Origin of the sequence: Stenotrophomonas sp. FSL W7-1447, assembly GCF_037966425.1 — a bacterium.
Taxonomy (GTDB): domain Bacteria; phylum Pseudomonadota; class Gammaproteobacteria; order Xanthomonadales; family Xanthomonadaceae; genus Stenotrophomonas; species Stenotrophomonas pavanii.
This window is the reverse complement of the sequence record NZ_CP150199.1, coordinates 1115900-1140785: the sequence shown is the minus strand read 5'-3', so window position 1 is coordinate 1140785 and position 24886 is coordinate 1115900. Positions and strand designations below refer to the sequence as shown.

Annotated in this window: 25 protein-coding genes and 1 pseudogene; 10 read left to right on the top strand and 16 right to left on the bottom strand. The window is 68.1% G+C overall.

The features are described from left to right. Nucleotides 1-109 precede the first annotated feature (109 nt). The 3 genes from NSQ78_RS05315 to NSQ78_RS05305 are packed head-to-tail and all read right to left on the bottom strand — an operon-like array spanning nt 110 to nt 2130. Nucleotides 110-1060: an aspartate carbamoyltransferase catalytic subunit gene (locus NSQ78_RS05315; RefSeq protein WP_064237781.1), complete on the bottom strand. Its 951-nt coding sequence runs from the start codon at nt 1058-1060 to the stop codon at nt 110-112. 16 nt (nt 1061-1076) lie between these two features. Beyond that, the gene (gene ruvX / locus NSQ78_RS05310; protein ID WP_049469673.1) at nt 1077-1571 is read right to left on the bottom strand and encodes a Holliday junction resolvase RuvX; all 495 of its coding nucleotides are present in this window, start codon (nt 1569-1571) and stop codon (nt 1077-1079) included. Further along, nucleotides 1564-2130: a YqgE/AlgH family protein gene (locus NSQ78_RS05305; RefSeq protein ID WP_049469678.1), complete on the bottom strand. Its 567-nt coding sequence runs from the start codon at nt 2128-2130 to the stop codon at nt 1564-1566. Before NSQ78_RS05305 ends, ruvX begins: the two co-directional genes overlap by 8 nt. A gap of 89 nt (nt 2131-2219) precedes the next feature. Between NSQ78_RS05305 and NSQ78_RS05300 the strand changes: the two genes are divergently transcribed. Next, entirely contained in the window at nt 2220-2765 is a 546-nt protein-coding gene (locus tag NSQ78_RS05300) for a DNA-3-methyladenine glycosylase I (RefSeq protein WP_049469681.1), read from the top strand. Nucleotides 2766-2849: 84 nt separating this feature from the next. On the opposite strand, the gene NSQ78_RS05295 is transcribed toward NSQ78_RS05300, so the two are convergent. Both NSQ78_RS05295 and NSQ78_RS05290 read right to left on the bottom strand, forming a co-directional pair. Next, nucleotides 2850-3557, bottom strand: coding sequence for a YitT family protein (locus NSQ78_RS05295; protein ID WP_049469684.1), 708 nt, complete (start codon nt 3555-3557; stop codon nt 2850-2852). Between the two features lie 109 nt (nt 3558-3666). Beyond that, the gene (locus NSQ78_RS05290; protein WP_064237780.1) at nt 3667-3879 is read right to left on the bottom strand and encodes a DUF4287 domain-containing protein; all 213 of its coding nucleotides are present in this window, start codon (nt 3877-3879) and stop codon (nt 3667-3669) included. 93 nt (nt 3880-3972) lie between these two features. Between NSQ78_RS05290 and NSQ78_RS05285 the strand changes: the two genes are divergently transcribed. Continuing rightward, a complete protein-coding gene (locus NSQ78_RS05285) occupies nt 3973-4872 on the top strand; it encodes a LysR family transcriptional regulator (RefSeq protein WP_064237779.1) in 900 nt (299 codons plus the stop codon). Nucleotides 4873-4914: 42 nt separating this feature from the next. Here the strand turns inward: NSQ78_RS05285 and NSQ78_RS05280 are convergent, their stop codons facing one another. From NSQ78_RS05280 to NSQ78_RS05265, 4 genes are all read right to left on the bottom strand, one after another. Continuing rightward, nucleotides 4915-5898, bottom strand: a complete 984-nt coding sequence (locus NSQ78_RS05280) for an aldo/keto reductase (RefSeq protein ID WP_049469693.1) — start codon at nt 5896-5898, stop codon at nt 4915-4917. A gap of 111 nt (nt 5899-6009) precedes the next feature. Next, entirely contained in the window at nt 6010-6738 is a 729-nt protein-coding gene (locus NSQ78_RS05275) for a hypothetical protein (protein WP_149901904.1), read from the bottom strand. Between the two features lie 35 nt (nt 6739-6773). Next, entirely contained in the window at nt 6774-7937 is a 1164-nt protein-coding gene (locus NSQ78_RS05270) for a PilT/PilU family type 4a pilus ATPase (RefSeq protein WP_042358565.1), read from the bottom strand. Nucleotides 7938-8015: 78 nt separating this feature from the next. Continuing rightward, nucleotides 8016-9053 carry a type IV pilus twitching motility protein PilT gene (locus tag NSQ78_RS05265; protein ID WP_004147099.1) on the bottom strand — a complete coding sequence of 346 codons (1038 nt, stop codon included), beginning with the start codon at nt 9051-9053 and terminating at the stop codon, nt 8016-8018. An 87-nt stretch (nt 9054-9140) separates the two neighbouring features. Here NSQ78_RS05265 and NSQ78_RS05260 point away from each other — a divergent pair, with 87 nt between their 5' ends. Together NSQ78_RS05260 and proC are read left to right on the top strand one after the other, a co-directional pair. Then, nucleotides 9141-9818: a YggS family pyridoxal phosphate-dependent enzyme gene (locus tag NSQ78_RS05260; protein WP_064237777.1), complete on the top strand. Its 678-nt coding sequence runs from the start codon at nt 9141-9143 to the stop codon at nt 9816-9818. Between the two features lie 18 nt (nt 9819-9836). Then, entirely contained in the window at nt 9837-10658 is an 822-nt protein-coding gene (proC, locus tag NSQ78_RS05255) for a pyrroline-5-carboxylate reductase (RefSeq protein WP_064237776.1), read from the top strand. A gap of 73 nt (nt 10659-10731) precedes the next feature. Here proC and NSQ78_RS05250 read toward each other — a convergent pair whose 3' ends face one another. Further along, complete coding sequence (locus tag NSQ78_RS05250) at nt 10732-11607, bottom strand: LysR family transcriptional regulator (protein WP_064237775.1); 876 nt, start codon at nt 11605-11607, stop codon at nt 10732-10734. A 98-nt stretch (nt 11608-11705) separates the two neighbouring features. Between NSQ78_RS05250 and NSQ78_RS05245 the strand changes: the two genes are divergently transcribed. Further along, a complete protein-coding gene (locus NSQ78_RS05245) occupies nt 11706-12308 on the top strand; it encodes a short chain dehydrogenase (protein WP_053462343.1) in 603 nt (200 codons plus the stop codon). 68 nt (nt 12309-12376) lie between these two features. Here the strand turns inward: NSQ78_RS05245 and soxR are convergent, their stop codons facing one another. Then, on the bottom strand, nt 12377-12811 hold the full coding sequence (gene soxR / locus NSQ78_RS05240; protein WP_053462342.1) for a redox-sensitive transcriptional activator SoxR: 435 nt from the start codon (nt 12809-12811) through the stop codon (nt 12377-12379). 29 nt (nt 12812-12840) lie between these two features. Between soxR and NSQ78_RS05235 the strand changes: the two genes are divergently transcribed. Further along, nucleotides 12841-14262 (top strand): MFS transporter, encoded by a 1422-nt coding sequence (locus NSQ78_RS05235; RefSeq protein WP_064237774.1) that lies wholly within the window; start codon nt 12841-12843, stop codon nt 14260-14262. A gap of 86 nt (nt 14263-14348) precedes the next feature. Here NSQ78_RS05235 and NSQ78_RS05230 read toward each other — a convergent pair whose 3' ends face one another. Then, on the bottom strand, nt 14349-16370 hold the full coding sequence (locus NSQ78_RS05230; RefSeq protein ID WP_064237773.1) for an alpha/beta hydrolase: 2022 nt from the start codon (nt 16368-16370) through the stop codon (nt 14349-14351). Then, nucleotides 16370-17344, bottom strand: a complete 975-nt coding sequence (locus NSQ78_RS05225) for a DUF4105 domain-containing protein (RefSeq protein ID WP_049469258.1) — start codon at nt 17342-17344, stop codon at nt 16370-16372. The genes NSQ78_RS05230 and NSQ78_RS05225 overlap by 1 nt, the downstream gene beginning before the upstream one ends. A gap of 171 nt (nt 17345-17515) precedes the next feature. On the opposite strand from NSQ78_RS05225, the gene NSQ78_RS05220 reads away from it, so the two are divergent. Next, nucleotides 17516-17920 (top strand): GFA family protein, encoded by a 405-nt coding sequence (locus tag NSQ78_RS05220; protein WP_014646209.1) that lies wholly within the window; start codon nt 17516-17518, stop codon nt 17918-17920. A 279-nt stretch (nt 17921-18199) separates the two neighbouring features. Here NSQ78_RS05220 and NSQ78_RS05215 read toward each other — a convergent pair whose 3' ends face one another. Then, nucleotides 18200-19717, bottom strand: a complete 1518-nt coding sequence (locus tag NSQ78_RS05215) for an MFS transporter (protein ID WP_149901905.1) — start codon at nt 19715-19717, stop codon at nt 18200-18202. A 107-nt stretch (nt 19718-19824) separates the two neighbouring features. Between NSQ78_RS05215 and NSQ78_RS05210 the strand changes: the two are divergent. Continuing rightward, nucleotides 19825-20749, top strand: a pseudogene (locus tag NSQ78_RS05210) (LysR family transcriptional regulator). A 49-nt stretch (nt 20750-20798) separates the two neighbouring features. On the opposite strand, the gene NSQ78_RS05205 reads toward NSQ78_RS05210, so the two are convergent. Continuing rightward, entirely contained in the window at nt 20799-21662 is an 864-nt protein-coding gene (locus tag NSQ78_RS05205; RefSeq protein WP_049469252.1) for a DMT family transporter, read from the bottom strand. Nucleotides 21663-21793: 131 nt separating this feature from the next. Between NSQ78_RS05205 and NSQ78_RS05200 the strand changes: the two genes are divergently transcribed. Beyond that, nucleotides 21794-23173, top strand: a complete 1380-nt coding sequence (locus NSQ78_RS05200) for a PLP-dependent aminotransferase family protein (RefSeq protein WP_064237771.1) — start codon at nt 21794-21796, stop codon at nt 23171-23173. Here the strand turns inward: NSQ78_RS05200 and NSQ78_RS05195 are convergent. Further along, nucleotides 23112-24056: a LysR substrate-binding domain-containing protein gene (locus tag NSQ78_RS05195; RefSeq protein ID WP_057495167.1), complete on the bottom strand. Its 945-nt coding sequence runs from the start codon at nt 24054-24056 to the stop codon at nt 23112-23114. The two genes, NSQ78_RS05200 and NSQ78_RS05195, sit on opposite strands and share 62 nt — an antisense overlap. Before the next feature lie 115 nt (nt 24057-24171). Between NSQ78_RS05195 and NSQ78_RS05190 the strand changes: the two genes are divergently transcribed. Further along, nucleotides 24172-24870, top strand: coding sequence for a glutathione S-transferase family protein (locus tag NSQ78_RS05190; protein WP_057495166.1), 699 nt, complete (start codon nt 24172-24174; stop codon nt 24868-24870). The last annotated feature ends 16 nt before the right edge of the window (nt 24871-24886 follow it).

Genomic DNA, 24886 nt, shown 5'->3' with positions numbered 1-24886 from the left:
GTTCCCTGAACATCGGGAAATCACCTTCGCCCGGGTAGGCCAGTGCCAACCAAGGTTGGCACCCACCCCACCGCCAGTGCCAACCAAGATTGACACCTGCCAAGGCGGGTCAGCCCAGCAGGGTTTCCAGCACGGCCATGCGCACGGCGACGCCGTTGGCGACCTGGCGCAGCACCCACGACTGCGGGCCGTCGGCCACGTCGTCGGTGACTTCCACGCCGCGGTTGATCGGGCCCGGGTGCATCACTGCAGCGTCCTTGCCGGCGCGGGCCAGGCGCTCGCGGGTCAGGCCGTACTGGGCGTGGTACTGCTCCAGCGACGGCACCAGGCCTTCCTCCATGCGCTCGCGCTGCAGGCGCAGCATCATCAGCGCGTCGACGCCTTCGAGCATCGCGTCGAAGTCATCGCCGACCACGCAGCCCTTCAGGGTCTCGTCATCCGGCAGCAGCGACTGCGGGCCGCAGACGCGGATCTCGCCCACGCCCAGCGTACGCAGCGCATGCAGGTCGGTGCGGGCCACGCGCGAGTGCTTCACGTCGCCGACGATCACGACCTTCAACTTCGAGAAATCCGCGCCCTTGGCCTGGCGCAGGGTCAGCATGTCCAGCAGGCCCTGGGTCGGATGCGAACTGCGGCCGTCACCGGCGTTGATCAGTGCGGTGCCCTCGCCCGCCGCCTCGGCCAGTGCGGCCACGGCGCCATCATCGGGATGGCGTACCACGAAGCCGCGTACGCCCATTGCTTCCAGGTTGCGCAGCGTGTCGCAGGCGGTTTCGCCCTTGCGGGTGGACGACGTCGACGCATCGAAGTTCAGCACGTCGGCGCCCAGGCGCTGCGCGGCCAGCTGGAACGAGCTGCGGGTGCGCGTGGACGGCTCGAAGAACAGCGTGCACACAGCCGAGCCGGCCAGCACGTGGCGCTTGTTGCCAACGCGGCCGACCGCGGCATCGCGGATCTGTCCGGCCCGATCAAGCAGTTGCAGCAGGGTTTCGCGCGGCAGGCCCTCCAGGGTCAGCAGGTGGCGCAGGCGTCCGGAGGCATCGATTTGCTGGGCGGTCATGGCGGGAGTCGTGCAGTCAGGGAATGGGGGTGGCGTCGTCCGGCGACGACAGCCAGCGGTCGATGATCACCGCCGCGGCCACGGCATCGAGGGCGGCCGCATCGCGGCGGCGCTTGCGCCCTTCGGCGCGCTCGACGGCGAAGCGGCGCGCGGCCTCGACCGAGCTGGAACGCTCGTCGATCATCACCACCGGCAGCTTGAAGCGTTCCCGCAGCTGGCGGGCAAAGCCCTGCGCGCGCTTGCGGTTGGGCTGGTCCTGGCCATCCAGCGTCAGCGGATCGCCGACCACCAGGCCGTCGGGCTTCCATTCCTTGAGCAGGCGCTCGATCGCGGTCCAGTCCGGGCCGTTGCCGTGCACATCGACCACGGCCACTGCGCGCGCATGCGCGGCGAAGGCACTGCCGATGGCCACGCCGATCCGGCGCGAGCCGACATCAAATCCCAGGACCGTGCCGTCGCGGCGGATGGCCGGAGCCGGAGGCGCCGCCGCGGGCGTGGTCGGCTCAGACATGGCCGCTGTAGTCGGTCAGCCGGAACAGGTCGACGCCGATGCGCGAGGCCGCTCCCTGCCAGCGCTGTTCCAGCGGCAGCTGGAACACCAGCTCGGCATCGGCCGGTACGGTCAGCCAGCTGTTCTCGGCCAGCTCGGTTTCCAGCTGGCCTGCCCCCCAACCGGCACAGCCGAGGGTAACCACGGCGTTGGCCGGGCCTTCGCCGCGCGCCATCGCTTCGAGGATGTCGCGCGAGGTGGTCAGGTACAGCCCTTCGCCGACGATCAGGCTGGAGTCCCACGCCCTTGCATCGTCATGGATGACGAAGCCACGTTCGGGATGCACCGGGCCGCCGTTGAGCACCATGCGCGCCTGCAGCTCACCATCGCCGGTGGCGATGTCCATCTGCGCGAGCACTTCGCCCAGCGTGTACTCGGACGGCTGGTTGACCAGCACGCCCATCGCCCCGTTCTCGTCGTGCTGGCAGATCAGCGCGACACTGCGGGCAAAGGTCGCGTCGAGCAGCGACGGCAGCGCGACGAGCAGGTGATCGGCAAGGGAGGTCGGCGTTACAGGCATGGCTGACATTCTAGCGGCTGGGCGCACCGGGCGCCTCCACCCGGCGGTCACGGCGCGCATAATGACCTCCCCCCGCGCAGGAGTTCGACGTGTCCGGTTACTGCCTCATCGCCCCGGGCCATCCGGTGCACGACGACTACCACGCCAACGAATACGGCTTTCCGCAGCGCGACGAGCGCGAGCTGTTCGAGCGGCTGGTGCTGGAAATCAACCAGGCCGGGCTCAGCTGGGAAACGATCCTGAAGAAGCGCGAGGGCTTCCGCGCGGCCTACGACGGCTTCGAGGTGGACCGCGTGGCGGCGTATGCCGAGCAGGACATCGAACGCCTGCTGTCGGACCCGGGCATCATCCGCAACCGCCTGAAGGTGCTGGCGGCGATCCACAACGCGCAGGTGATCCAGCAGCTGCGGGCCAGCCATGGCAGCTTCGCGGGGTGGCTGGACGCACATCATCCGCGCAGCAAGGCCGACTGGGTGAAGCTGTTCAAGAAGACATTCCGCTTCACCGGCGGCGAGATCACCGGCGAGTTCCTGATGAGCCTGGGCTACCTGCCCGGCGCGCACGCCGCAGACTGCCCGGTGCATGCGCGGCTGCTGACACTGTCACCGCCCTGGTTGCAGGCCACCGCGCGCTGATGGATATCCGCCGGGCACGGCCCGGCGTCATCACCCGCGGCGTTCCGGGGTTGCCGGCCAGTGGCCGGCACTACCGTCGGATCGTCACACGCCCATGTAGCGGCCGGGGCGATGGTTGAACATCAGCACCAGGCTGAGTACCACCGCGCCGATGGCCGAGTACAGCACCTTCGACGGCGACAGCACGAAGAACGCGGCCACCATCAGGCAGGCGTCGTAGGACATCTGCACCTTGCCCGCGCTCCAGCCACGGGTGCGCTGCAGGTACACCGCCAGGATGCCGATGCCGCCGAGGCTGGCACGATGGCGGATGAAGAACAGGATGCCCAGGCCCGACAGCGCGCCACCGACGATCGCCGAATACAGTGGGTTGATGTGCGAGAAGTCGATCCAGCGCGGCAACAGGTCGGTCAGCACGCCACAGGCGGTGACCGCAGCGAAGGTCTTCAGGGTGAATTCCCAGCCCATGCGCCGCAGCGCCACCCAGTAGAACGGCAGGTTGACCAGCACGAACACCAGGCCGAAGTTCCAGCCCATCGCGTAGTGCAGCAGGAACGCCAGGCCGGCCATGCCGCCGATCATCAGCCCCCCCTTGGCGAAGATGGCCAGGCCCAGCGAGGCCACCATCGTGGCCAGCACCATGCCCTGCACGTCCTCGGCGATCGAGTGACGCAGCGCTTTCTCATCGGCGGTGGTGCCGGCACTGTCGGGCGGAGGGGTCAGCGGACCAGCGGTGACCAGGTGGCCGTCAGCGTCGTCGCACGGCGCGGGGCCATGGGAAGGAAGGGACATGCGGGTGGGGGAACAGCAGGTGGGGAGCGGTATTAGACACGATCTGCATGACAGTTGCAGATGAAATCGTTCAGCTGAATGCGCCCCACTGTGCCCGCTCCGGCGCGGCTCAGCCCCTGCCGGCCAGATGGTGCGCCACCAGCGCGTTGGCATGGCCATGGCCCAGCCCATGCTCACTTTTCAGGAAGCTGACCAGTTCCATGTGTCTCAGGCCCGTCTGTCCCGCCAGCAGCCCCAGCCAGTGCGCCACCGGCTGCCCGTAGGTCCTCTCGATGGAGGGGAAGTAGGAGGCCGGGCCCTTGGGCTTGGTGTCAGCGCTCATGCGGAAGCTCCTTGCGTTGGATGTACCGTTACGACGAGCCGGGGAGCCGGAAATCGACAGATCCGTTCAATCCGGGAGCCGTATCATCCCTGCATGCCCCGTGAAAACCTCAACGACCTGCAGGCCTTCGTCCACGTCGCCCGCGAGGGCAGCTTCACCAAGGCCGCCGCCCAGCTGGGCGTGTCCCAGTCCGCGCTCAGCCATGCCATGCGCGGCCTGGAACAGCGCCTTGGCGTGCGCCTGCTGACCCGCACCACCCGCAGCGTATCGACCACCGAAGCCGGCGCGCGCCTGCTCGACACCCTTGGCCCACGCCTGGCCGAGATCGAGGACGGCCTGGCCGCGCTGGCCGAGTACCGCGAGCGCCCGGCCGGCACCATCCGCATCAATGCCACCGGCCATGCGGCCGAGTACATTGCCTGGCCACGGCTCGCGCCCCTCCTGCAGCAGTATCCGGAGCTGAAAGTGGAACTGGCCGCCGATTACGGGCTGGCCGATATCGTGGCCGAACGTTATGACATCGGCATCCGCCTCGGCGAGCGGCTGGCGCGCGACATGATCGCGGTGCCGATCAGCCCGCCGCTGCGCATGCGCGTGGTCGGCGCGCCCAGCTACTTCCGCCAGCACGTGGCGCCACGGCATCCGCACGAGCTGGCCGACCACAACTGCGTGACCCTGCGCCTGCCCACGCACGGCGGGTTGATGCCGTGGGATTTCGGCCAGGACGGCAACGAACTGAGCGTGCGCGTGAGCGGCCAGTGGACCTTCAACACCATGGGCATGACCCGCGCCGCAGCCCTGGCCGGCAGTGGACTGGCGTGGTTGCCGGAGGACCAGGTGCAGCCGATGCTGGACGATGGGCGACTGCAGTCGGTGCTGGATGACTGGTGCCCGCACTTCGATGGCTACTACGCCTACTACCCGTCGCGCCGCCACGTGACCGTGGCGATGCGCACGGTGCTGGATGCGCTGCGCGGGCCTATGCAGGGGTGAGGATCAGGGAGTGCGGACCAACGGTCCGCACCCACCTGGCGATCAACCCTTGGCCTGCGCCGCACGCTGCGCGTTGTAGCGCTCGCCAACGATCGACACCTCGTCCAGCGCCTGCGCGATGCGTTGCAGTTCTTCCGGCGCCAGCTGCAGGTCGACCGCGCCCAGGTTTTCTTCCAGGCGATGAACCTTGGTGGTGCCCGGGATCGGCACGATCCACGGCGCCTGTGCCAGCAGCCAGGCCAGCGCCACCTGCGCCGGCGTCGCACCGCGTGCTGCCGCGATCGTACTGATGCGATCCACCAGCGCCTGGTTGGCGCGGCGCGCCTCCACTTCGAAACGCGGCACGCTGTTGCGGAAATCGTTGGCGTCGAAGGTGGTGTCGGCGTTGATCGTGCCAGTGAGGAAGCCGCGGCCAAGCGGGCTGAATGGCACGAAGCCGATGCCCAGCTCCTGCAGCGTCGGCAGCAGTTCACGCTCCGGCTCGCGCCACCACAGCGAATACTCACTCTGCACGGCGGCGACCGGCTGCACCGCATGCGCGCGACGCACGGTGGCAGCGCTCGCCTCGGACAGCCCGAAGTGGCCGACCTTGCCTTCGGCGATCAGGTCGCGCACGGTGCCGGCCACATCCTCGATCGGCACGTTCGGGTCGACGCGGTGCTGGTAGAACAGGTCGATATGGTCGGTGCGCAGGCGCTTGAGGCTGGCTTCGGCGACGGCGCGGATGTTCTCGGGGCGGCTGTCCAGGCCGTCATCGGTGCGCGCGCCCTTGAATCCGAACTTGGTGGCAATCACCAGCCTGTCGCGGTGGGGCGCCAGCGCCCGGCCGAGCAGATCTTCGTTGGTGTACGGGCCGTACACCTCGGCGGTATCGAAGAAGGTCACGCCGCGCTCGACGGCGGCCTCCAGCAGGGCCACACCCTGGCTCTGCTCGACCGGCTGGCCGTAGGCATGGGTCAGGCCCATGCAGCCCAGGCCGAGGGCGGAAACCTTCAGGCCGCTGCGGCCCAATTCGCGTGTCTGCATCGTCGTGCTCCAGAGGGGGAGTGCTGACGATACGCCTGTCGTGGCGCTGGATTGAGCCAGCCCGGCCGCAGTCGGTCATGACCGGAATTCATCAATCGCCTGTGGTGCCCCTCACTCCATGCCCTGCAGGGTGTCAGTGCAACCCGCCAGTTCCACCATCATCCTGCCGGTGTTGCGGAACGCCGGATCCCGCGGCACCCATCGTGCGAACCAACGCTGCTCGCCGTCCACCACGGACTCGAACATCCACGATGAGCCGTCAAGCCCAGCGCTCGAATCTTCGCCCTGCAACAGCGCAAACGCGGCGGCGATGGCGTTCCATTCCTGCGCACTCAGCGCGCGCGGTGGAGCGCACGCGCCACCCTTGATGACGGTGGCTGGGCTTCCGGGCAACGATCCAGGAATCTCGAAGTCGCGCGCACTGCGCCCGACGATCCACGCGTGGCCCGCTGCATTGCGTTGCGCGCGAATGAGCACGCCCGGGAAGAATGCAGGATCCCAGACGAAGCGATATGCCTGTGCCGGTACGCTGCCACAGCGGAACGACGGCTCCGGAAAGCCATCGAGATCCCGCAACCGGGCATCATAGATCGTCCTCGCTGACCCGGTGAAATCGATGAACGGTGGCAGGTCGCCGCCATGCTTCGTCGCAGGCGCTGGCAGCAGATACCAGGCATGCGCCTGCGGGTCGTCGCAGCCCTCGGCCGCGGCAGCCGGTTCGGGGGTACGGGCACAACCGGCCTGCAGCAGCACGGCGATGGCCAGTATCACGCTCGTAGTCACACGCATACAGGCCTCCCTGGCAGGTTCACGCGGGCGTGCATCCGGCGCCGCGGTCATCCCGGAGCAGCGGGCGCCCGCAGGCGCCCGTCCGGTCAACGGATCTCCGAGATCTCCACGCCATCCAGTCCCTGCGACAGGGTGCGCGCGTCGCCGCCCTGGCTGAGCTTGATGCGCAGGCGCACCTCGTTCTGCGAGTCGGCGTAGCGCAGCGCGTCCTCGTAGCTGATCTCGCCGGCCTGGTACAGCTCGAACAGGCTCTGGTCGAAGGTCTTCATGCCCAGCTGGACCGAGTCCTTCATCACTTCCTTCAGCTTGTGGATCTCGCCGTCGCGGATATAGTCCTGCACCAGCGGCGTGCCGAGCAGGATCTCCATCGCCACCTTGCGCGAGCGACCATCGGGGGACGGCACCAGCTGCTGCGCGACCACGCCCTTGAGGTTCAGCGACAGGTCCATCAGCAGCTGGTTGCGGCGGTCTTCCGGGAAGAAGTTGACGATGCGGTCCATCGCCTGGTTGGCGTTGTTGGCATGCAGGGTGCACAGCACCAGGTGGCCGGTTTCAGCGAACGCGATGGCGTGGTCCATGCCTTCGCGGGTACGCACCTCGCCGATCATGATCACGTCCGGCGCCTGGCGCAGGGTGTTCTTCAGCGCGGCTTCCCAGCTGTCGGTATCGATGCCGACCTCGCGCTGGGTGATGATGCAGCCCTCGTGCTTGTGCACGAATTCGATCGGGTCTTCGATGGTGATGATGTGGCCGGTCGAGTTCTGGTTGCGGTAGCCGATCATCGCCGCCAGCGAGGTCGATTTACCGGTACCGGTGGCGCCGACGAACAGGATGATGCCGCGCTTGGTCATCGCCAGCGTCTTGATGATCGGCGGCAGGCTCAGCTCTTCCACGGTCGGAATGCGCGTCTCGATGCGACGCAGCACCATGCCGACCTGGTTGCGCTGGTAGAAGCAGCTGACACGGAAGCGGCCGACACCGGACAGGCCGATGGCGAAGTTGCATTCGTGGGTCTTCTCGAATTCCTCGCGCTGCGCCGGGGTCATCACGTTGAGGACCAGGTCGCGGCTCTGCTGCGGCGTCAGTGGGGTCTGGGTGATCGGCGAGATCTTGCCGTTGACCTTCATCGCCGGCGGCATGCCGGCCGTGATGAACAGGTCCGAGGCGCGCTGGTGCGCCATCAGCTTGAGGAACGAAGTGAAATCGATGGTGGTCGCGGTGCTGTTCACGGCGGGCTCCCAAGAGGGCATGTACCAGGAAACGGTCGGTGGAGGAAACGGCACGGGGACGGCGCCGCACAGGCGCACGCCGCCCGTGGTTGTCCCGCCTTACTCGAACAGGCGCTTGTCCTTGGCGTACTCGCGGGCCTGGTTGCGGGTGATCAGGCTGCGCTTGACCAGGTCCTGCAGATGCTGGTCCAGGGTCATCATGCCGTACTGCTGGCCGGTCTGGATGGCCGAGTACATCTGTGCCACCTTGTCCTCGCGGATCAGGTTGCGGATGGCCGGGGTGCCGACCATGATTTCCCACGCTGCGGTACGACCGCCGCCAACCTTCTTCAGCAGCGCCTGCGAGATCACCGCACGCAGCGACTCGGACAGCATCGAGCGCACCATCGGCTTTTCGCCGGCCGGGAACACGTCGATGATGCGGTCGATGGTCTTGGCCGCCGAGCTGGTGTGCAGGGTGCCGAACACCAGGTGGCCGGTTTCCGCGGCGGTCAGCGCCAGGCGGATGGTTTCCAGGTCGCGAAGTTCGCCGACCAGGATGATGTCCGGGTCCTCGCGCAGTGCCGAGCGCAGCGCTTCGTTGAAGCCATGCGTATCGCGGTGCACTTCGCGCTGGTTGATCAGGCACTTCTGCGAGGTGTGCACGAATTCGATCGGATCCTCGACGGTGAGGATGTGGCCGTATTCGTTCTTGTTGATGTAGTCGATCATCGCCGCCAGCGTGGTCGACTTGCCCGAACCGGTCGGGCCGGTCACCAGGATCAGGCCCTGCGGCTGCTGGATCACTTCACGGAACAGCGGCGGGCAGGCCAGGTCCTCGAGGGTGAGCACCTCGGACGGAATGGTACGGAACACCGCACCGGCGCCACGGTTCTGGTTGAACGCGTTCACACGGAAGCGCGCCAGCGACGGGATCTCGAAGGAGAAGTCCACTTCGAGGAATTCCTCGTAATCGCGGCGCTGCTTGTCGGACATGATGTCGTACACCAGCGCATGGACCTGCTTGTGGTCCAGGGCCGGGATGTTGATCCGGCGAACGTCGCCGTCCACGCGGATCATCGGCGGCAGGCCTGCGGACAGGTGCAGGTCGGACGCTTTGTTCTTTACGGAAAACGCCAGCAGTTCGGCGATATCCATGAGCGGCTACTCCCCAATAACGGCTTCGACTGGAAGGATCTTTCCCCGGGCGGCAGTATAGCCTCCTGATTCAACGGAACGCGTTACGTGGCCACTCCCCTGCCCCAGATCCTGAGCAACCTGCATGCCGCCGCCGAGGCGGCCGGCCGGCCTGATCCGCGCCTGCTGGCGGTTTCCAAGACCCAACCGGCCGAGGCCGTGGCCGCGCTGGCCGCGCAGGGCCAGCAGGCCTTCGGCGAGAACTATGTGCAGGAAGCGCTGGCGAAGATGCAGGCGCTGCAGCACCTGGCGCTGGAGTGGCACCTGATCGGGCACCTGCAGTCGAACAAGGCCGAGGCCGTGGCCACCCATTTCGACTGGGTGCAGAGCGTGGACCGGCCCAAGCTGGTGGCTGCGCTGGCGCGCCATCGCCCGGCCGCACGCGGCCCGCTGAACGTGCTGATCCAGGTCAACATCGACGACGAATCCAGCAAGCACGGCTGTGCGCCGGAGGACGTCGAGGCATTGGCCGCCGCGATTGCCGCTGAGCCCCGCCTGCGCCTGCGTGGCCTGATGGCGATTCCCGCGCCATGGCCCGAGGCCGAGCGTCGCCGCGATGCATTCGTGCGCATGCGCACACTTTTCCACTCACTGGCCGCCCAGCACGCGCAGGTCGACACGCTGTCGATGGGCATGAGCAGCGACTACGCCGACGCCATCGCCGAGGGCGCCACCCTGGTGCGCATCGGCACCGCCCTGTTCGGCGCGCGCCCGCGCCCGGCCTGATCTTGCAAGGAGAGTTCCATGGCAGCTGATTCCATCACCTTCATCGGCGGCGGCAACATGGCGCGCAGCCTGATCGCCGGCCTGATCCGCCAGGGCGTGCCGGCCGCGCATATCCATGTGGCCGAACCGGTGGCCGCCCTGCGCGAGTCGCTGGCTGCCGACTTCGGCGTGCAGGTGCACGACAACGCAATCGATGCGGCCGCGCAGGGCGGCACCTGGCTGCTGGCAGTGAAGCCGCAGGTACTGCGCGAGGTCTGCCAGTCGCTGCAGGCGCTGGCCCAGGCGAACCGGCCGCTGGTGGTGTCGATCGCCGCCGGCATCACCAGTGCGCAGCTGGAGCGGTGGCTGGGTGGCAACCTGCCGGTGGTGCGGGCAATGCCCAATACGCCGGCCCTGCTCGGCGCCGGTGTGACCGGCCTGTACGCCACGCCGTCGGTGGACGCGCAGCAGCACGCGCAGGCCGAACAGGTGCTGGCCAGTGCCGGCCGCACGGTGTGGATCGATCGTGAGGCGCTGATGGATTCGGTGACCGCCGTGTCCGGCAGCGGACCGGCCTATGTGTTCCTGCTGGCCGAAGCGATGGAAGCGGCGGGTATCGCCCAGGGCTTGCCCGCCGACGCCGCACGCACGCTGGTGGTGCAGACCCTGTTGGGCGCCTCGCGGATGCTGGCTGAAGCCGGCGAAAGCCCGGCCGAGCTTCGTCGCCGCGTGACCTCGCCGAACGGCACCACCCAGGCCGCGATCGAGCGCTTCCAGGCGGGGGGGTTCGAAGCGCTGGTGGACAAGGCACTGCGCGCCGCGCAGGTACGCGGGCAGGAATTGTCTGCAGCGAATGATTGATTGCCCTGGGGCCAGATCCCTTTGCCGAGGGAAAGGGATCTGACTCCAGCTGCCACCCCACCTGCCCCGATGATCACGGCCCCAACGTGGCCATGACGAAATCGACGAAGCACTGCAGACGCGGGCGCGGGCGTCGATCAGGCAGGTAGATCAGGTGCATCGGCCGCGGTTCGGGCAAGTAATCACGCAGCAGCGGCTTCAGTCGCCCCGCTGCGATCTCGCCAGCCAGCAACGCCGTCGGTTGCAGCACCAGACCCGCCCCGGCCACCGCGGCTTCGCGCAGCGCGAAGCCGTCATTGCAGGTCAGCCGCGCCTCCCAATCCACCTGTTCGCCATTGGCCAGCTGCCAGCCATGGCCGCCGCGCCAGGCCAGGTGGCTCAGGCAGTCATGCCCGGCCAGGTCCGCCGGCGTGCGCGGTGTACCACGCCTGCGCAGATAGGACGGCGCGGCGCACAGGCTCATCGCATACGGCGGCAGTGGACGCGCCACCACCTCCTGCGACGGCAGCGGCCCGACCCGGATCGCAACGTCGAAGCCGTCCTCGATCAGGTCCACGCGGCGGTTGCTCAGGTCCAGCTCGACGTTCAGCAACGGCTGCGCACGCAGCAGTCCGGACAGTACCGGCGCCAGCACGCAGCTGCCCCACGTGGTCGGCGCGCTGACCCGCAGCAGGCCGCGCGGCTGCACCTGCAGCCCGGCCACGTCCGCCTCGGCCTGCTGCACCTGCTCCAGCACCTGCCGGCATCCGGCCAGGTAAGCGCTGCCGGCTTCGGTCAGGCGCTGGCGCCGGGTGTTCCGTTGCAGCAAGGCGGTGCCCAGGTGCGCCTCCAGCTGCTGGATGTACTTGCCGACCATCACCGCCGACACCTGCAGCTGTTCGGCGGCAGCGGCAAAGCTGCCGCGCTCGGCAACCGCCACGAAGGCCTGCATGCAGCGAAAGGTGTCCATTGCTAATCCAGGATTAGGAATCTGCAAAGCATACGCCGCTTACCTAACCCCCTTGTGACGGCGCAGACTGCGCTCACTCCCTCACGCAAGGAACGACCATGAAGATCCTCCTCGTCGGTGCCAGCGGCACCCTCGGCCAGGCGGTCGCCCGCCAGCTCGGCCAGCAACACCAGATCCTCGCTGCCGGCCGCCACAGTGGTGAGCTGCGCGTGGACCTGACCGATGATGCGAGCGTCGCCGAACTGTTCGCGCGTACCGGCGCGGTCGATGCGGTGATCTCGACCGCAGGCACGCTGCATTTCGGGCCGCTGCAGGAAATGACCCCGGCCCAGTTCAACGTCGGCCTGCAGGACAAGCTGCTGGGCCAGGTGCGGCTGGCACTGGCCGCCCAGCATCACCTCAACGCCGGCGGCTCGATCACGCTGACCAGCGGCATCGTCAGCGCCCAGCCCATCCGCGATGGCGTCAACGCCACGTCGGTCAATGCCGCGCTGGAGGGCTTCGTGCGCGCCGCCGCTTTGGAACTGCTGCCGCGCGGCCTGCGCATCAACGTGGTCAGCCCGAACGTGCTGATCGAATCGATGGCGGCCTACGGTCCCTACTTCCCCGGTTTCGAAGCGGTCAGCGCGCAGCGCGCGGCGCTGGCCTTCCAGCGCGCGGTGGAAGGCATCCAGAGCGGAGAGACCCTCACGGTCTGGTAAGAAAAAAGGGGACGGAGGGGATTAAGTCGTTTGTGCACTTGCGACTTAATCCCCTCCGTCCCCTTTTTTCATTCCCAGCGCATCGGGCCGTCGCCGCGTTCGCCGAGGACGTCACCGGGGTTGGCCAGTCGGCAGCGCTGCAGCGACAGGCAGCCACAGCCGATGCAGCCTGTCAGTTCATCGCGCAGCCGCTGCAGCATGTGGATGCGCTCCTCCAGCTCGGTGCGCCAGCGCGCGGACAGCCTGGCCCAGTCGGCCTTGGTCGGCGCGCGCCCTTCGGGCAGGCTCTCGAAGGCCCGACCGACCGCTTCCAGTGGCATGCCGACACGCTGCGCCACGCGGATCACCGCCAGGCGCCGCAGCACATCGCGGCTGTAACGGCGCTGGTTGCCCGAGGTACGCAGGCTGCTGATCAGCCCCTTGCGCTCGTAGAAATGCAGCGCGGACACGGCCACGCCACTGCGCTGGGAGACTTCGCCTACGCTGAGCTCCGGGAATGCCATTGCTTGACCTCAACTATGGTTGAGATGTCATGCTGCTGTCTTCGCCGCCCGTTGACAAGCGCGGCCCGCATCTACCCCCTATGACGCCAACGCTTTCACCCGCCAATGCCGGCCTGCCGCCGGATACTTCGATCCTGTCCGCGCGCTACCGCGCGACCACCCTCGGCATGGTCGCGCTGGTCGCGCTGCATGCCTTCGAGGCATTGGCCGTCGCAGCCGCGATGCCGACCGTAGCCGAGGCACTCGACGGCCTGCGCCTGTATGCGCTCGCTTTCGGCGGCACCCTGGCCACCAGCGTGATCGGCATGACCCTGGCCGGTCGCTGGGCCGATCGCCACGGCCCGGCCCGGCCACTCTGGTACGGGCTGGCCTGCTTTGTGGCCGGCCTGCTGCTGGCCGGCCTGGCCACGCGCATGGGCCTGCTGGTGGCCGGGCGCCTGATGCAGGGCCTGGGCGCGGGCGCGATCTCGGTCTCGCTGTACGTGATGGTCGGCCGCAGCTACCCGGAGCACCTGCAACCGAAGGTGTTCGCGGCATTCTCAGCAGGCTGGGTGCTGCCGTCGCTGATCGGCCCGGCGCTGAGCGGGCTGATCGTCCAGCATCTGGGCTGGCGCTGGGTCTTCCTGGCGGTACCGCTGCTGGCGATTCCCGCGGCACTGCTGCTGCGCCCGGCACTGGCCCGCATCCAGGCCACCGGTGCCGCAAGCAACGACGCCGGGCGCGGAAACGTGGTGCGCTGGGCCAGTGGCGCGTCGCTGGCGGCGTTGCTGCTCTACGTCGGAGGACAGCAGCAGGGCCTGGCCGCCCTGCTCTGCATCTGCGTAGCGATGCTGGCGCTGCTGTTCTGCGTGCATCGGTTGCTGCCGGCCGGAACGTTGATCCTGCGCCGCGGGCTGCCCAGCGTGATCGCGCTGCGTGGCATTGCGGCAGCGGCGTTCTTCGCCTGCGAGGCCTATCTGCCCCTGCTGCTGCAGCGCGAGCGCGGGCTCTCTCCGAGTTGGGCCGGTGCGGTGCTCAGCCTGGGCGCCCTGGGCTGGTTCGCTGGCTCATGGCTGCAGGGTCACCAGCAGCGCGGCTGGTCACGCCAACAGCTGCTGCGCGCTGGCACGACGATGATGACCGTGGGCATTGCCGCAACACTGGCGGTACTGTTCAGCGCGGTGCCGCTGCCGGTGTCGCTGGTCGGCTGGGCGATGACGGGCTTCGGCATGGGCATGATCTACGCCAGCCTGTCAGTGCTGACCCTGTCGCTGTCGGCGCCGCATGAGCAGGGCGCCAACACCTCTGCGCTGCAGCTGAGCGAGGCCCTGTCGGTGGCCACCGCGCTGGCGGCCTCCGGTGCACTGTTCGCCCTGTTCGTGGACAGTGCGCCGCACACCGGTTACCTGCTGTGCCTGGCCATCACCTTCGGCCTGGCGGTGATGGCCGCAGTGATCGCGCGGCGGGTGTAGGCACCCGCTTTACGGCAGTGCCGGCCGCTGGCCGGCAACCTCCATGTGCAGAGGAGTTCCCCGGGATTGACGGCCAACGGCCGCCATTACCGGGTGCCGCTCCCCACGTCATCGATGTCCCGGTGCAGGATGCGGCGCACTTCCAGCACGGCCTGCGGGGTCTCCTGCACGCTGTGGCCGGAAATGATCACCTTCTCGGACAGCGCGCCCGGCAGGTGCGCGCTCCAGTACGGCACCAGCCCGTCATCGGACTTCTCCACCGGCAGCTCCGGCTTGCGCTGGGCGATGATCGAGTGGTACTTCAGGCCCGTTTCGATCGGCAGCTGTGCGGCGGCCTTCACGAACGGATCGCTGGCCTTGAGGTTGTCGATGCTGTTGGGAATCTTCGGCTTGGCGGTGCCGTCCTCCTGCTGCTCGGCCTGCGCCAATGCCAGGAACACATCTTCGAATTTGCCAAGGATGGTCAGCGGCAGGCGCACCAGCCGGCCCAGCAGGCGCCCGACCTTGTTGCCGGCGATGTCCGTACCCTGGTGCGGGGCGGCGATGAAGATCGCACGCTCCACGTTCGGCTGCGCCTTGAAGTGCAGCAGCGGCCCCAGCTTGTTCTGGACGCGCTTGAGGCGCTCGCCCTTCAGGTCATAGTTGGCCAGCAGGTCGTTCCACAGCACGTCGCCCGAATCGCTGACCAGCAGGCGCGCCAGCACGCCACCCATGCTGTGGCCGATGTAGACCATGTCCTTCGATGCACGCGTGCTGCCGTTGGGGTCAAAGTGCTTGAGGGTATCGTTGAACGCGTTGGCGATCTCGTAGCGGTTCAGGGCAATCGGCGCGTTGGTCGGGTAATAGACCTGCCACACCTGGAACTGCTGGCGCAGCTCGGGGTCACCCATGATCTCGTTGGCCAGGTTCACCCAGGCTTCCGGGCTGCTGGCCAGGCCGTGCAGCATGAAGATGATGCGACGGTTCGGATCCCACGGCTGCATCAGGTAGATGTGCGGCTCGCCGATGCCTTCACTCATGCCGAACAGGGTGCGCAGCGACTGCCGGGCGAAGCCGCTCTGTGCCAGCCACAGGCCGTAGGCGGCGGTGAAGTTGCCCGCCAGCGGCACCTGTTCGCCATGCAGGCTGATGCGCTCGGTGGCTTCCGGCGAATACGCATCCAGCTCGACCCGGCGCGTGCGCATCACGTCGTCCAGGCTGCTGCCCTCGAAACGCAGCAGCGCGGTGACGTTGATCGAGGACATCTCGCTGAATTCCGGCACCGAATCGTCATGGCGATGGCGGCGCCCGCGACGCTCGTTGTCGTCAGCATCCGCCACCGTTTCCGCCTTCGGCCCATCGCCCGCGATCACCGGCGCGACCAGCTTGGGCGGGTCCATCACCATCACCAGCTCGGCACCGAAGCCATCGCGGCGATAGGTGCTGCGCAGGCCGACAAAACTGACCGTACCGGCCGGCACCAGCTGCGCGGGAATGCTCTTCAGGTTCAACTGCTGGTAGTTGGAGGCCAGCGACCAGCTGCCGACCGAGATCGGCTTCGTGTAGTCCTCGCCCGCCAGTGCCGCTGCACGCGCGCGCACGAACAGCACCACCGCCGCCTTCTCGGCCGCGTAGTTGTAGTAGTCGCGCACCTGCGTCTGCCGGTCCTCGAAGGCGCGGTCGGACGGCGAGCGGCCGCTGTAGAACAGGTACGCATACGCGTAGCGCGCGGCCTCCAGCCAAGCGTCCAGCGCCTCGTCGCTCATCGGTGGATCACCGGCGGCAGTCTTCTTCGGCGTCAGCGCCAGTGCGGCCTTCACCCACAGTTCGGACAGCGCCGACAGCCGCTGCTCGACGTTGAGGTCATCGGTCATCAGCAGCGTACTGCGGCAGACCAGGAAGTCCTTCTCGCATTGCGATTCGTCCAGGCCCGCCGCGCTGAGGGTCTCGCGGGCGGCCGGGCTGAGCTTGCCGGTATTGAGCACGTCGGCACGCTTGTTGACCAGCGAATCGCTGGACTTGACCTGCTTGACGGTGACCATCGCGCAGCCACTGCTGCCCAGCAGCAGGAAGGCGGCGAACAACACCGGCAGCGCACGCTGCCAGCGGATCAGGGGGAGTCGGGTCATTACTGCGGGTCCTGCTCGGTGCCGGGCACGCCCTGGCGGATCACGGTGGAGAAGTGGTCGCCGCTGCCCAGGTCCAGCGCACGCTGGGTGATGCGGCCCTTGTCATGCAGTTCGGCATAAGGCACGCCCGGCGTGAGCGCGCCGACCTCCTGTGCGTACTCGGCCAGGTAGCCGGACAGCAGCAGACGGTAGTCCAGCGGCAGGCGCGGCGCGATGTGGCGGGCCAGGTCGAAGACGATAGTGGTGCAGTTGCTGGTGAGCGTGTTGTAGAAGCCCGGCTTCGCGTCCAGTTCGCGCGCCTGCGCGATGTACGCGGCGAACAGTTGCTTCAGCTGCGCCTGGTCCATGCCGTGCAGGCGGTACAGATAGACATCCTCGCCACGCGCGTTGGTGCGGGTGCGGATGATATCGGTCTCCTCCGAGGCCACCAGGGTCATCTCGAACTTGCGGAAGAAGCCGCCCAGCGCAGAGAAGGATTCGCCGCGTTCCTTGCGGATCTCCAGCGAGAACACCACGTGGCGCCCGTCCTCGAAACCGAACGAGATCAGGGTGTGGGCGATCGCCGGGCCCATCCAGTACGACAGCACCAGGTCGGCCGAGCGCAGCTGGTCAAGATCGTACGCGCGGCGCACCCAGTGCGCGTCGTAGTCGGTTTCGCTGCGCCAGGTGAAATCCCGCACGTTGTCGAGCACCACGTGGCGCCCGTCGAAGGACACCACATGCAGGCGCTGGGCCACGTCATCGGCCCAGACCCGGTCCTGGCGCGGGGTGAGCAACAGCCACCACAGGCCGGCCAATGCCAGCGATGCCGCGAACGCCAGGCCGAGCCGACGGCTGCTGCGGCCACGCGCGACCTGCCACGAGGCCCACAGTGCCAGCAGCAGCCACAGCAGGGCCACGGTGGTCGCCAGCCAGCCCGGCCCCGGCACCTGATAGGCCAGCAGCCCGGTCACCCACAACGCTGCCAGCGCCATGGCACTTCCTGTCATCCAACGTCCTGCGGCTCTCACTGGCATCCTGTCGCGGTCCCGAAGCCGCATAGTTAGCCACAAGCGGGTTCACCGTGGCATCTACGGCCCGTTCAGGGACCGCGGCGCACCGTCTGCGGCGACCTCTGCAGCCCGATGGATCACACAGGAGCAACGATGGGCATCACCTCCGTGGCCGGCGTTCCGGTCCAACCCCAGCACCGCGCCACCTGCCACTGCGGCACGGTCGAGCTGCTGCTCGACCTGCCGGACGGCATCGTCGATCCGCGCCGCTGCGACTGCTCGATGTGCCGGCGCCGGGGTGCCATCGCCGCCAGCGTCCCCCGCCAGGGCCTGCAGGTGGTACGCGGGCAGCATCACCTGCAGAAGTACCAGTTCAACACCCATGTGGCCGAGCACTACTTCTGCGGCGTGTGCGGCATCTACACCCATCACCGGCGCCGCTCCAACCCCGACCAGTACGGCTACAACGTGGCCTGCCTGGAGGGCATCGACCCGTTCGCGCTGGGGGTGATCCCGGTCAGCGATGGGGTCAACCACCCATCAGACCGCACCGGCTAGTGGCGCGTGCGCCTCGGCGGCGTGGCCACCTTCTGCCAGGGCGCCATGCCGCTGCGCCCCGCCCGCGCCGGGCGTTTCAGCCAGGGCCGGCGTGACGGTGCCTGTGGCGCGTCCTCGACCGGGGGAGGAAGGGGGCGACGGCCGGGCCAGAGATGGTCGAGCAGCCACATGGCGGGTCTCCGTGGGGGGACGGGGACGATCAAGACTAGGCCCGGGTGGGCATAGGCGGCGTGAGCGGGACACGACAACGGGATGACGGCGGAGGCGGCGATGAGCCTGCTACACCCTGTTCCCGACCAAGGCGCCTGTGCGTTTCCGCAGCAACAGGTGCAACACGGCGGCACAGGCGGCGGTCAGCAGCGCCAGTACCCGAAGCAGGTGTGCCAGCGCCTCGCCACTGACCTGCCGCAAGTGCTCGTCCCCCATCGCAGGCAGCAGCGCCGCCGCCTGCGCCCGGGACCCGCTCGCCAGGTAAGCACCGGCACGCGCCAACGACGCCGGCGAAGCCCCTTGCAGCTGTTGATCGATCAGCAGCGCCAGCAGCGCCGTCACCGCGGCCAACGCGATGCCTTCGCCGGCCACCCGAACGGTTCCGAAAATGCCGGCGGCCATGCCGGCACGTTGCACCGGTACCACGCTCACCGACAGCCCATCCATGAGGCCCCACGGCAACGCCGTCCCTGCGCCGACCAGCATCAGCAGCGGCACCCATTGCGAGGGCGACGGGTTCGATGCCTGCCGCGACAACAGGTACAGGCCGGTGGCACACACCAGCAGACCCAGCGTGCACAGCCGCGCACTTCCCACGCGCTCCGCCCAACGCGCAGCCAGCATCGGCAGGATCAGCATCGGCGCGGACAGCGCCAGCATCTGCAGTCCCACCAGCGTCGCGCTCTGGCCATGCACGCCCAGCAATTGCAGAGGTAACACGACCAGCAGCACCACGTAGCCGAAGCAGGTCGCCACCGGCAGCAGCTGGACGCCGAGGAACGCCGGTTGCGAGAACAGTGAGAGATCCAGCAATGGTGATGGGTGCCGTCGTTCGATAGTGACGAACACCCCGCCCAACAACAGCGTCGCCAGCAGCGCCAGTTGCACACGCACGGCGTGCAGGCCGAACTCGCCCAGCCACAGCAGGGCCAGGGTCAACGCCGCCAGCGTCAGGCTGAAACTCAGCATGCCGCCGATATCCAGTGGTCGGCGCTCGCCATGGCTTTCAGGCACCGCGCGTGCCCCCAGGCCGAAGGCCACCAACGTGAGCACACCGCCCGCGGCGAACACGCTGCGCCATCCCAATGCCTGCAGCAGCAGGCCCGCGAGCAGGGGCCCCAACGCCAGCCCCATGCCGAACGTGGTGCCCAGCAGGGCGAAGACACGGGCACGCGCCGGCCCCTGCCAGGCCTGTGCCAGCAGCGCCGTGCCAGATGCCAACGCCGCTGCAGCCGCCACGCCCTGCAATCCGCGCGCCAGATCCAACCACAGCAGCGCGGGAGCAACGCAGACCACGGCCGTGGCGAGGGTGAAGCCCACCGTGCCCAGCAGGAACAGCCGCCGCCGGCCATAACGATCGGCCAATCCGCCTGCCGCGAGCAGCAGGCTGCCGAAGGTGAGCATGAAGGCGTTGGTCACCCAGGCCAGCGCGGTGGGCGATGCTGCCGCGGAACGCGCCAGCGCCGGCACCGCAACTGCACCGGCAGAGAAGGACAACGGCAACGCCAGCGCGGCCAGGCAGACCACCAGCAGCGTCCCACGCTGCTGCGCGCGGGCAGGTACAGGGAACATCGAAACCGGGGCCATGCGGACCTCCATCCATCAGGGGCATTGATGATGGACAGGCCGTTATTCCAGAAAAACGGGCTCGATGGACGTTGATTGCGGCCAGATGTTCCGCAATCATGCCCCTTATGGACTCCATCTCCGCCCTGCTCGCCTTTGTCCGCACCGCCGAGGCCGGCAGCATCGTCGGCGCTGCCCGCGTACTCGGCCTGTCCGCCTCGGCGGTCGGCAAGCGCATTGCCCGCCTCGAACTCGATCTGGGCACGCGTCTTTTCCAGCGCACTACCCGCCGCGTGCACCTCACCGACGAAGGCGAACTGCTGCTGCAGCGCTGCCGGCGTGCACTGGACGAGCTTTCCGAAGCGCAGGCTGACCTGGCGCAGCGACAGCACGCCCCCAGCGGGCTGCTGCGCATCGGCCTGCCCACCATCGGCTACCGCTTCCTGCTGCCGGTGCTGCCCGGCTTCCAGCAACGCTACCCGCAAGTGCAGCTGGAACTGGACTTCAACGACCGCATCGTCGACGTGGTCAGCGAGGGCCTTGACGCGGTGATACGCAGCGGCGAACTGGCCGATTCCAGCCTGACCGCACGCCGACTGGGGGGCTTTCGCTTCATCCTCTGTGCGGCGCCGGGCTACCTGCAGGCGCACGGCACCCCCGGCGATGTGGGCGACCTGCGCATGCATACCGCGCTGCGCTTCCGTTACCCCACCACCGGAAAGCTGCATCCGTGGCAGCTGCCGGGCATCGAAGGCGATGCCGGGGCGCGCCTTCCCACGGCGATGACCTGCAACAACATGGAAGCCGTGCTGGCCGCTGCGATCGGCTGCATGGGCCTGGCCTGGATGCCCGACTTCCTCGCCGCTGACGCGCTGGCCGATGGCCGCCTGCAACAGGTACTGCCCGCGCTTCCGACGCACCAGGGGCAGTTCTCGCTGCTATGGCCCGGTGGGCGCCATCCCAGCGCACGCCTGCGTGTGTTCATCGACTATGCCGTTGCGCATCTTTTCCGCGGCTCCCCCGGAAAAGGGGACGGAGGGGATTAAGTCGTAATCGGTCCTGCTGTGCCTGAAACGACTTAATCCCCTCCGTCCCCTTTTTCCTAGCGGCTGAAGCGGCGCGCGCCTGCCACGCAGATCACGGCGACTACGGTCACCAGCACCATGCTGAGGCTGACCGACTCGTGCAGCAGCAGCGCGGCCAGCGCCAGGCCGAAGAACGGCTGCAGCAGCTGCAGTTGGCCGACGGCGGCGATGCCGCCCTGTGCGAGCCCGCGATACCAGAACAGGAAGCCGATCAGCATGCTGAATACTGCCACGTAGCCCAGCGCCCACCATGCCGAGGCAGCCACCGCGGTGAACGAGGCCGGGCGCATCAGCACCGCCAACGGCAGCATCACCGGCAATGCCAGCAGCAGTGCCCAGCTGATCACCTGCCAGCCGCCCAGATGGCGGGCCAGCCGACCGCCTTCGGCGTAGCCCAGCCCGCACACCACGATGGCCGCCAGCATCAGCAGGTCGGCCTGCAAGGACGCCTCGATGCCGTTACGCACCGCATAGCCGACCACGCAGGCGCTGCCCAGCAGCGAGAACAACCAGAACGCCGGGCGCGGCCGCTCGCCACCACGCAGCACGCCGAACACCGCAGTGCTCAACGGCAGCAGGCCGAGGAACACGATGGTGTGCGCCGATGACGCATGGCGCAGCGCGAGCGCGGTCAGCAGCGGAAAGCCGACCACCACCCCGAGGCTGACCACCACCAGTCCCGGCAGGTCGCCGCGACGGGGCCACGGCTGGCGCAGCATCAGCAGCAGGCCAAGGCCGAGCATGGCGGCGATGGTGGCGCGCGCAGCCGTGACGAATCCGGCATCCAGCTGCAGCACTGCTACGCGCGTGGCCGGCAGGGAGCCGGCGAAGATCACCACACCGATGAAGCCATTGATCCAGCCACTCGCCGACCGTTCCACGCCTGTGATCCTGAAGTGCCGGGCGACGCCTGGCGGAGCCTGTATGGAAGCATCCGGCGCGGAACACGCCCAGCTACAATCCAGTACAGTCGCAAGTAACTGTACTGCCCACACTTCCACTACAGTCCGCCATGCCGCCCCCGCTCACCCGCATCGAATCAGTCATCCAGGCCGTCCGCACCCGCATCAACGCGCGGGCCGATGGCCGCGGCACGCGCCTGCCTTCGGTACGTGCACAGGCGGCCGCGATGGGGGTGTCGGTCTCCACCGTGGTCGAAGCCTACGAGCGACTGGCCGCCGAAGGCCTGATCAGCGCGCGCGCAGGATCCGGCTTCTACGTCAGTGGGCCGGCCGCACCGCTTGCACTGGCCGAGATGGAACCCCGGCTGGAGCGCGCGGTGGACCCGTTGTGGGTGTCGCGGCAGTCGCTGGAAACCCCGCCGGGTCACCTCAAGCCGGGATGCGGCTGGATGCCCAGCGACTGGCTGTATCACGACGGCGTGCGCCGCGGCCTGCGTCGGCTGGCGCGTACCGATGCCATGCATCTGGTCGACTACGCCGGCCCGCTCGGGCTGCCCGCGCTGCGCCAACTGCTGCAGAGGCGCAGCGCCACGCTCGGCATCGATGCACCGATGGAGCAGATCCTGCTGACCGAATCGGGCACGCATGCGGTCGACCTGCTCTGCCGTTTCCTGCTCAAGCCCGGCGACTGCGTGCTGGTCGATGACCCGAGCTACTTCAATTACCACGCGCTGCTCAAAGCGCACCAGGTGCAGGCCATCGGCGTGCCGTACACGCACAGCGGCCCGGACCTTGAGGCGTTCGCGCAAGCCCTGCAGGCGCCTTCGCCGCGGCTGTACATCACCAACTCCGGCCTGCACAACCCGACCGGCGCGGTGCTTTCGGCCAACACCGCGCACCGGCTGCTGGGCCTGGCCGATCGCAGCGAACTGATCATCGTCGAGGACGACATCTTCGCCGACTTCGAACTGCAGCCAGCACCGCGGCTGGCCGCGCTCGATGGGCTGTCGCGGGTGATCCACGTCGGCAGCTTCTCCAAGACACTGTCGGCGGCTTCGCGCTGTGGCTACATCGCCGCGCGCCACGACTGGATCGAAGCGCTGACCGACCTGAAGCTGGCGACCAGCTTCGGCGGTGGCCATCTGGCCTCGCAGCTGATGCACATCGCGCTGACCGACAGCGGCTACCGGCGCCACATGCAGTCGATACGTTCGCGTCTGGCTGACGCGCGCCGGTACACGTTGCGGAAGCTGCATGCGCTGGGCATCACCCCCTGGCTGCAGCCGGAAGCCGGCCTGTTCCTGTGGTGCCAGCTGCCCGATGGCCGCGACGCCGCGACGCTGGCGCGACGGTGCCTGCGCGAGGGCGTGGTGCTGGCACCAGGCAACGCCTTCAGCCAGTCGCAGCGCGCGGCCGACTATGTACGCTTCAATGTTTCGCAGTGCCAGGACCCGCGGATCTGGCAGGTGCTGGCGCGGGCGTTGCGTTGAGCTGGTAATGCGCGACCAGCGCATCCACCACCACGCGTACGCCCGGCAGCTGGCCGCGACGATGCGGCAGCAGCACGCTGGTGGTGACTTCGCCGGCATGCCACGCCGGCAGAACCTGCCGCAGGCGTCCGGTCGCAATCGCCGCAGCGCACAGGCTGTGCGGCAACACGGTGATGCCAAGGCCCGCTTCTGCCGCCGCGATCAGCAGCTGCGACTCATTGCCGACCAGCGCCACCTGCGGCTCCACCTGCACGGTACGGGCGTCGGCACTGTGCAGTGTCCAGCGCGTTGCGTGGCGCGCGGTCAGCAGGCCGGCATGCGCGCGTAGCTGCTCGGGCGTCTCCACTGCCGGCGCGGCTGCCAGGTAGTCCGGGGACGCCACCAGCACGATACGCTCGCTCCCCAGCGAACGTTGCACCAACCCGGAATCGGGCAGTGGACCGAAATGGCTGCGCAAGGCGATGTCGATGCCTTCCTGTGCCAGGTCGATGAAACGATCACTCACTTCAACTTCGATGCGCAGCCGCGGATAGCGTCGAGCCAACGCGGGCAGGCATGCGGCGAGTTCGCCCTGCACCACCGGAATCGAAGCACTGATGCGCACGGTGCCGCTGGGTTCGGCCTGGCGGTCACGGACGATGGCCTCGGCAGCCTCAACCTCAGACAACGCCGCGCGTGCGCGTTCGAAGAACGCCTGACCGACCTCGGTCAGCGCGAAGCGACGCGAACTGCGCTGCAGCAGCCGCACCTCGAGCTGTTCTTCCAGCAGCGCCACGCGCTTGCTCAGGGTCGAGCGCGGCAGGCCCAGATGGCGCCCGCCTGCAGCGAAGCCGCCCTGCTCCACTGCGGTCACGAACAGGGCCAGATCGTTGAGGTTGAGCATGCGCAACGTCCACAGATGTGGACTTCAGGATGCCATTCGTACGGCTTCCGGGGCAATGTCCACGCAGGCACGCTTTCCTCACCCGCCGCATCGCGGCTTGAACCGGAAACCTGCCATGACCCCGATCCTCTTCTACGGCGTGCCCTCGGGCTGCTCGTTCGGCTCCATCGTCGCCCTGGAATGGCTACGCCAGCCGTATCACCTGTGCCGCATCGACATGCCCGGCCAGGTGCAGAGCGAAGACTACCGTCGCCTCAATCCACTGGGTGAAACCCCGACCCTGCGCACCGCGCAGGGCGAACTGCTCAGCGAGAGCCTGGCCATCCTCAACCACCTGGCCGCGAAGGGCATCGCGCAGGGCCTGGGCTTCGCACAGGGCACGCCCGGCTTTGATCGCCTCAACCACCGGCTGGCCTATCTCAATACCAGCTTCTTCGGTGCCTACGCCCCGCTCTGGCATGCGCTGGAACACGACGAGGGCGATGACGGCGAGGCGCTGCGTGCCTATGGCACCACCAAGGTGCGCCACGCCCATCAGGCGCTGGAGCAGATGATCGGCACAGGCCCGTGGCTGCTGGGCGAGCAGCGCAGCTTCGCCGACGCCTACTTCGCCGGCATCGCGCGCTGGAACGATTACCACCAGGTGGTCGACCGTCGCGAGTTCCCCAGGGTGCAGCAGCTGTTCGAGCGCCTGCAGGACGACGCTGGCGTGCAGTTCGCCCACGCCATCGAAGCACAGCGGCCGGCTACCAGCAGCGGTGGCTTCCTCGGCGAGGTGCGGCTGGAAGACGTGCTTGAGGCCGCGGCGGCCTGAGTCCTGCCCTGCTTGT

Coding starts and splice junctions, on each gene's coding strand:
- NSQ78_RS05315 (WP_064237781.1), bottom strand. CDS start 1,060: ATGACCGCCCAGCAAATCGATGCCTCCGGACGCCTGCGCCACCTGCTG.
- ruvX (WP_049469673.1), bottom strand. CDS start 1,571: ATGTCTGAGCCGACCACGCCCGCGGCGGCGCCTCCGGCTCCGGCCATC.
- NSQ78_RS05305 (WP_049469678.1), bottom strand. CDS start 2,130: ATGCCTGTAACGCCGACCTCCCTTGCCGATCACCTGCTCGTCGCGCTG.
- NSQ78_RS05295 (WP_049469684.1), bottom strand. CDS start 3,557: ATGTCCCTTCCTTCCCATGGCCCCGCGCCGTGCGACGACGCTGACGGC.
- NSQ78_RS05290 (WP_064237780.1), bottom strand. CDS start 3,879: ATGAGCGCTGACACCAAGCCCAAGGGCCCGGCCTCCTACTTCCCCTCC.
- NSQ78_RS05285 (WP_064237779.1), top strand. CDS start 3,973: ATGCCCCGTGAAAACCTCAACGACCTGCAGGCCTTCGTCCACGTCGCC.
- NSQ78_RS05280 (WP_049469693.1), bottom strand. CDS start 5,898: ATGCAGACACGCGAATTGGGCCGCAGCGGCCTGAAGGTTTCCGCCCTC.
- NSQ78_RS05275 (WP_149901904.1), bottom strand. CDS start 6,738: ATGACCGCGGCGCCGGATGCACGCCCGCGTGAACCTGCCAGGGAGGCC.
- NSQ78_RS05270 (WP_042358565.1), bottom strand. CDS start 7,937: ATGCCCTCTTGGGAGCCCGCCGTGAACAGCACCGCGACCACCATCGAT.
- NSQ78_RS05265 (WP_004147099.1), bottom strand. CDS start 9,053: ATGGATATCGCCGAACTGCTGGCGTTTTCCGTAAAGAACAAAGCGTCC.
- proC (WP_064237776.1), top strand. CDS start 9,837: ATGGCAGCTGATTCCATCACCTTCATCGGCGGCGGCAACATGGCGCGC.
- NSQ78_RS05250 (WP_064237775.1), bottom strand. CDS start 11,607: ATGGACACCTTTCGCTGCATGCAGGCCTTCGTGGCGGTTGCCGAGCGC.
- NSQ78_RS05245 (WP_053462343.1), top strand. CDS start 11,706: ATGAAGATCCTCCTCGTCGGTGCCAGCGGCACCCTCGGCCAGGCGGTC.
- soxR (WP_053462342.1), bottom strand. CDS start 12,811: ATGGCATTCCCGGAGCTCAGCGTAGGCGAAGTCTCCCAGCGCAGTGGC.
- NSQ78_RS05235 (WP_064237774.1), top strand. CDS start 12,841: ATGCTGCTGTCTTCGCCGCCCGTTGACAAGCGCGGCCCGCATCTACCC.
- NSQ78_RS05230 (WP_064237773.1), bottom strand. CDS start 16,370: ATGACCCGACTCCCCCTGATCCGCTGGCAGCGTGCGCTGCCGGTGTTG.
- NSQ78_RS05225 (WP_049469258.1), bottom strand. CDS start 17,344: ATGGCGCTGGCAGCGTTGTGGGTGACCGGGCTGCTGGCCTATCAGGTG.
- NSQ78_RS05220 (WP_014646209.1), top strand. CDS start 17,516: ATGGGCATCACCTCCGTGGCCGGCGTTCCGGTCCAACCCCAGCACCGC.
- NSQ78_RS05215 (WP_149901905.1), bottom strand. CDS start 19,717: ATGGCCCCGGTTTCGATGTTCCCTGTACCTGCCCGCGCGCAGCAGCGT.
- NSQ78_RS05200 (WP_064237771.1), top strand. CDS start 21,794: ATGCCGCCCCCGCTCACCCGCATCGAATCAGTCATCCAGGCCGTCCGC.
- NSQ78_RS05195 (WP_057495167.1), bottom strand. CDS start 24,056: ATGCTCAACCTCAACGATCTGGCCCTGTTCGTGACCGCAGTGGAGCAG.
- NSQ78_RS05190 (WP_057495166.1), top strand. CDS start 24,172: ATGACCCCGATCCTCTTCTACGGCGTGCCCTCGGGCTGCTCGTTCGGC.